6 protein-coding genes are annotated in these 5985 nt (G+C 61.5%); 4 read left to right on the plus strand and 2 right to left on the minus strand.

All coding sequences use genetic code 11. From position 1 onward, the window contains the following. Both KBA32_RS05440 and KBA32_RS05445 read right to left on the minus strand, forming a co-directional pair. A partial coding sequence (locus KBA32_RS05440; RefSeq protein ID WP_294356330.1) for a pyridoxal-dependent decarboxylase, exosortase A system-associated occupies positions 1-985 on the minus strand: 985 nt, incomplete at its 3' end. Between the two features lie 2 nt (positions 986-987). Further along, entirely contained in the window at positions 988-2583 is a 1596-nt protein-coding gene (locus KBA32_RS05445) for an acyl-CoA ligase (AMP-forming), exosortase A system-associated (RefSeq protein WP_294356266.1), read from the minus strand. A gap of 206 nt (positions 2584-2789) precedes the next feature. Between KBA32_RS05445 and KBA32_RS05450 the strand changes: the two genes are divergently transcribed. The 4 genes from KBA32_RS05450 to KBA32_RS05465 all read left to right on the plus strand — a co-directional run. Next, entirely contained in the window at positions 2790-3041 is a 252-nt protein-coding gene (locus KBA32_RS05450) for an acyl carrier protein (RefSeq protein WP_294356268.1), read from the plus strand. A 10-nt stretch (positions 3042-3051) separates the two neighbouring features. Then, the gene (locus tag KBA32_RS05455; protein WP_294356269.1) at positions 3052-3870 is read left to right on the plus strand and encodes a hydrolase 2, exosortase A system-associated; all 819 of its coding nucleotides are present in this window, start codon (positions 3052-3054) and stop codon (positions 3868-3870) included. After that, positions 3870-4796 (plus strand): hydrolase 1, exosortase A system-associated, encoded by a 927-nt coding sequence (locus KBA32_RS05460; protein WP_294356332.1) that lies wholly within the window; start codon positions 3870-3872, stop codon positions 4794-4796. Before KBA32_RS05455 ends, KBA32_RS05460 begins: the two co-directional genes overlap by 1 nt. Before the next feature lie 239 nt (positions 4797-5035). Next, positions 5036-5985: sugar transferase (locus tag KBA32_RS05465; RefSeq protein WP_294356271.1), on the plus strand; the 950-nt coding region annotated here is incomplete at its 3' end.

Consider the following 5985-nt stretch of genomic DNA (forward strand, 5'->3'; position numbering starts at 1 on the left):
AGAGGTGGTGGTGCAGGCCGCCATCGGTGACGAGGTAGATGTGTCCGCGTGAGACTTTCTTGTCGATGATGCGTGCCACATACAGGCCGGCCTCGCCGACGAGGTAGCGGCCGAGTTCGATGACCAGTTCGGCCTTGGGGAAATCGCTCTTTGCGCGTTCGGCGAGCGCTGCGAGGTTGGCGGCGATGGGTGCGAGGTCGAGCGGTTGCTCACCGGGGAAGTAGGGGATGCCGAATCCGCCGCCGAGGTTGAGGGTCTTTACGGGCGCGGGGGCGTGTGCGGCGAGCGTCCGGGCGAGTTCGTAGCTCTTTTGCTGCGCTTCGACGATGGCTTCGGCCTTGAGGTTCTGTGCGCCGGCGAAGAGGTGGAAGCCTTCGAAGGCGAGCCCGGCTTGGCCGATTTCCTTGAGCAACTCGGGGACCTGCTCGGCGTCGACACCGAACTGCTTGGGTCCGCCGCCCATCTTCATGCCGGAGCTCTTGAGCTCGAAATCGGGATTGACGCGCACGGCGACGCGGGCCGGGTAGCCGGTTTCGGCGGTGATGCGGGCGAGTTCGGTGACTTCGCGGAATGATTCGATGTTGATCAGGATGCCGGCGGCGACCGCACGCCGCAGATCGGTTGAGCTCTTGCCGGGACCGGCAAAGCTCACCTCGCGGGGATCAGCGCCGGTATCGAGCGCGACTTTCAGCTCACCGCCGGATGCGACGTCGATGCCGTCAACGAGGGATGCCATGTGCGCCACGAGCGCCGGCATCGGGTTGGCCTTCATGGCGTAGTGGATCTTAACCGTTGCGGGCAGCGCGGTGCGCAAGGCAGCGACGCGCTGGTTCAGCAGTTGCCGGTCGTAGGCGTAAAAGGGTGTTTGCCCGACGCGCGCCGCAAGGCGGGTGAGCGGCATTCCGCCGATCAGGAGTTCGCCCTTTTCGACCGGAAACTGGGTCATCGGCGCATGAACGGGCGCCTTCTTCTCGCTGGCTTGCATGTTCATCCTTGCTTCTCAATCCATTCCGTCGACAAGGTCTTCCGGTCGATCTTGCCGTTCGGGTTGCGCGGTAGCGGCCCTTTCCGTACGTCGACACCATGCGGGACCATGTACGCGGGCATGCGGTTGCGGCATTCAGCAAGCAGTGCCGGCACATCAAGTTCGCCGCCGTCGGGTGGCGTGGCGATGACCTGGATCGACTGGCCGAGGGTATCGTGGTCGACGCCGAAGGCGACGCATTCGCCGATCAGCTTGGTGGCGTAGAGGACTTCCTCTACTTCGGTCGGGCTGACGCGGTAGCCGGAGGTCTTCATCATCTCGTCGCGCCGGCCGATGAAGTACAGGAAGCCTTCGTCGTCCATGCGTACCGTGTCGCCGGAAAAAACGGCGAGTTCCGGGATGACGAGGCCGGGTTCGCGGCCGGGCGTGTGCGCGGGGAGCGGCTTGTAGCGTTCGGCGGTTTTCTCGGGATCGTTCCAGTAGCCCATGCCGACCAGCGCACCGCGATGGACGAGTTCGCCCGGCTCGTTGGGCGCGCAGGGAGAGCCGTCTTCGCGCAGGACGAGGATTTCGGCGTTGGGGATGGCCTTGCCGACCGAGTCCGGGCGCTTGTCGACCTCGCTCGGCGGCAAGAAGGTCGAGCGGAAGGCTTCGGTCAGGCCGTACATCAGGAAGGGTTTTGTCTTCGGCATCCGCGCGCGCAAGGCCGCCAAAGTTTCGCGCGGCATGCGACCGCCGGTATTGGCGAAGTAGCGCAGGTGTTCGGTGATACTTGATGGCCAGTCGAGCTGCGCCAACTGGATGTAGAGCGGCGGCACGGCGGTGAGGCCGGTGACCCGTTCCTTTTCAAGAGCCTTGAGCACGTCGCGCGGCAGCAGGTAGTTGAGCAGGACGACGCGAGCGCCGGCGTGGAAGGCGGTGGTCAATTGGCTGAATCCGGCGTCGAAGGACAGGGGTAGGGCGGCGAGCAGGGTGTCGTCGCGGGTGTTTTCGAGGTAGCTGGCGACGCTCTTGGCGCCGGCGACCATGTTGCGGTGCGAGAGGACGACGCCCTTCGGCTTGCCGGTGCTGCCGGAGGTGTAGAGGATCGCGGTCATGTCGGTGTCGATGACGCGATGGCCGCGTTGTTCGGGCATGGCGAGGAGTTCCTGCCAGCTGATGACGGGAGACGTTCCCGGCGCGGCTTTCGCGGTGTCGTGGTTGAGCAGGGCGACGTGCCGCAGGTCGTGGCAGTCAGCGATGCTTTCCGTCAGCAGGGCGTAGCGCTCGGGCGAGGTGACAAGCATGCGCACGTTGCAGTCGCGCATGATGTAGGCGACCTGCTCGGGCTTGAGCAACGGGTTGATCGGGACGAAGACGCATCCGGCGGCTGGCGCGCCGAAGCTGGCGATGACGGTTTCGAAACGCTTTTCCAGGTAGATGGCGATGCGCTCGCCGCGTTGCAGGCCGAGGCCGATGACGCCGTTGGCGAAATTGTGCTGCGCCGAAGCCAGTTCGGCGTAACTGATCGACTCTTTGGTGAAGGTGAGCGCCGTAGCGTCGGGGTGACGATCAGCCGCGCGCGGGATCAGGTCGGAGAGCAGAAAAGCGTCGGTCATTGGTGATCCTTGCAGATTTCGGACTCGATCCGAGTCATTCTATCGAGCAGAGATTCACGTCACCGTGAATTTGTTCCGCTACGCGGTAAATGCCAGACTCGACCGGAAATACCGGAATCATAGCGTTTCCGTTGCCAGTATAATCGTCGCCGCTGAATTTCCTGACAGCATGACTGTCAGTGGAGCAATGAAAACAAGGAGAGCACATGGACATTCTGAAAGAGGTGTTGTCGGTTCTGGACGAGGTGTTGAGCCTCAAAGGGCGCACCTCCGGTTTTACGACCGATACGCAGCTGCTCGGCTCGATTCCCGAGCTCGACTCGATGGCGGTTGTCGCCCTGATCACGACGCTTGAAGAGCGCTTCGGTTTCATTGTCGATGACGATGAGATCGATGGCAGCGCGTTTGCCACCGTGCGAACGCTCGTTGATTTCGTAGGCGCCAAGCTGGGCGCCTGAACTGCATTTCATGTCGCTTGAAGCCTTTTTCCTGCCGGTGACCGGTGGCCGGCTGTTTTGCCTGCTCCATCGGCCGGCCGGGGAAACGGCAATCAAGGGGGCCGTGCTCTACGTTCATCCCTTTGCCGAAGAGATGAACAAGTCAAGGCGTATGGCGGCGCTGCAGGCGAAGACGATGGCCTCGGCGGGTTACGTCGTGTTGCAGGTCGATGTCCTCGGTTGTGGCGATAGCACCGGCGACTTCGCGGACGCTACCTGGGAATCGTGGATCGCGAATCTGGTCGAGGCCGGCACGTGGCTGCGAGAGCGGACGGGAATGCAGCTTTGCTGGTGGGGCTTGCGTACCGGAAGTCTGCTTGCCGCCGAAGCGGCGGGCCGGATCGGGCAACCGTGCCGATTGCTGCTCTGGCAGCCGGTGCTGTTGGGAAAGCAGTACTTGCAGCAGTTCCTGCGCCTGAAAATTGCAGGCGAACTGCTGGAAGGCGGCGCAAAAGGCGCCATGAACCGGCTCAAGGAGCAGCTGACCGAGGAGGGTTTCGTCGAGATAGCTGGCTATGCGCTTAATGTCAGTCTGGCGCGCGGACTGGAGGGGGCCGAACTCGTCATTCCAGAAGTGGTTCAGCGGACCGACTTGATTGAGGTTTCATCCGGTGGTGCTGGTGCGCTCTCGCCGGCCGTAAGCGCCAGGCTCGAAAAATGGCAGAGCGTGGGCAAGGATGTCCGCGGCGTCTCCGTCGCCGGACCGGCGTTCTGGCAGACGACGGAAATCGAGGAATGCCCACCGTTGATCGAAGCCAGTCTGCGCGTGCTGGTGGAAACGGACGCCTGATGAGCATTTCCGAAAAGGCGGTGGTCTTTGGCTTTGCGGGCGAACAACTCGTCGGCGTCCTCGCTCGGCCTGAGTGCAGCGATGTTGCGGAGGGATTGGAACTCGGCGTGCTGGTCGTCGTCGGCGGCCCACAGTACCGCGCTGGCAGTCACCGACAGTTTCTCCTGCTCTCGCGCAAAGTCGCCGAGGCGGGGTTTCCCGTCTTTCGTTTCGACTACCGCGGGATGGGCGACAGCGGCGGAGAGAGGCGTGACTTCGAGGCAGTTTCAGGCGATATCGGCGCGGCCGTCGATGCTTTCCTTGCGGCATGCCCATCGGTCAAGAAGGTTGTCCTTTGGGGGCTGTGCGATGCGGCTTCGGCGTCGCTGATGTACGTCGATGTGACCCATGATCCGCGAGTTGCCGGTTTGATCGTGCTGAATCCGTGGGTTCGGTCGGAGGCGACGCTTGCGCAGACGCATATCAAACACTATTACGGCAACCGTCTGATGCAGAAGGAGTTCTGGCTGAAGCTCCTGACCGGGAAGTTGCAGGTTGCGAGGTCAATTCGCGGTTTGCTGAAGAGCGTGTCGTTGGCGCGCGGTTCGGCGATCGAGCAGGAAAGTGCGGCGCGTTCCTTCCAGGCGCGCATGGCGACCGGGTGGCGTGCGTGTTCCGGCGATGTCTTGCTGATACTCAGCGGTGAAGACTATACGGCAAAGGAGTTCGTGGGCCATGCCGAAGCACATCGCGAATGGTCCGCGCTGATTGGCGGGAAAAACGTCACAAGGATTGATGTTTCCGATGCGGATCACACGTTTTCCAATGCACGGTCGCGCGCGGCCGTCGAGGATGCGTCGATCAAGTGGCTTGCCGAGCGGAGCGCTCGCTTGGCGCCGAGCGCCAATGGTCAGCTTTATGATCAAAGGTCAAGTGATCTTGGTTGAGAGATAACAGGCGTTTGTGGTGCTGCAGGCTGACAAGCCAGGTGCCCGTGAAATAAAATCCTCCCCTTGTGTATTTCGTCACGGTAATGAAGACATCTCCGGGCTATCCTTTCGTCCACGGTTCTAGGGTCAGGTTCGAACCGGATTGGCTGTACGGCGAACACTGAGCGCTGGATGAACGTTGGCCGGCACGTGCAGTCCATCGACGAATTCAACCTGCGGTCTACCGGAGGTAAATCATGATCAAAGTCTTCAGCCACTGGATACACTGGAAAACGCTGCTCCAGATCGTTCTGGACATCCTGTTGCCGGTCGTGTGCGTTGTCGTTGCTGTCTATTGGTGGGGCGTCGGGAGTCAGGAAAATACCGAGCTTGTCGTACTATATTCGGCCATTTTTGCCTTGCTGATGGTCGTACTAAATGGCTGGCTCGGACTCTACCAACGATCGCACTCCCGCACGGTCGCCCAGACCCGTGCGCGCGCCGTTCTTTCCCTCTATCTATCGGTTCCGCTCGCCTATTGTGTCTTTTCCCTGCTGTCGATTGCCGACGCGAATCAGAAGCTGCTCCTGTTATCGGGGCTGGCTGCGTTGTTCGGGACGCTCGCGCACCGCGTCTATACGATCCACAACCGGGTGGGGGCGATGATGGTTCGTCGTGTGTTGATTTTCGGCGCGGGGCCAGAAGCGAAATCGGTTGGGAAAGTGCTCAAGAAATCCGACCCCGACATCGAGATCGTTGGCTTCTATCCTGGTCCGACCGATGCGGAGATTTGCGTGCCGCAACAGTTGTTGCTTCCGCGCACTGCGTCGATTTCCGACACCGCAAGCAATCTCAACGTCGATGAAATCATCATTGCGGTGCTTGAACGGCGCGGTGGCGTTTTGCCGCTGCGCGAACTGCTCGACTGCAAGCTCTCTGGCGTCAAGGTGCTTGATCTGGCCAGCTACTTCGAGCGCGCCCTCGGGCAGATCCGGCTCGATGCCTTGCGGGCTGGCTGGCTGATTTTCGGCGAAGGATTCCGTCAAGGGTGTTGGCGTACTTTCGTCAAGCGCGTCTTCGATATCGTCGCGGCGTCGATCCTGCTTCTGCTGGCTTTGCCGGTCATGTTGGCAACGGCGGCCTTGATTGTTCTGGAGGATGGATTTCCGGTCTTCTACAGGCAGGAACGCGTTGGCCTGAACGGTCG

Source organism: Propionivibrio sp., from assembly GCF_017995515.1.
Classification (GTDB): domain Bacteria; phylum Pseudomonadota; class Gammaproteobacteria; order Burkholderiales; family Rhodocyclaceae; genus Propionivibrio.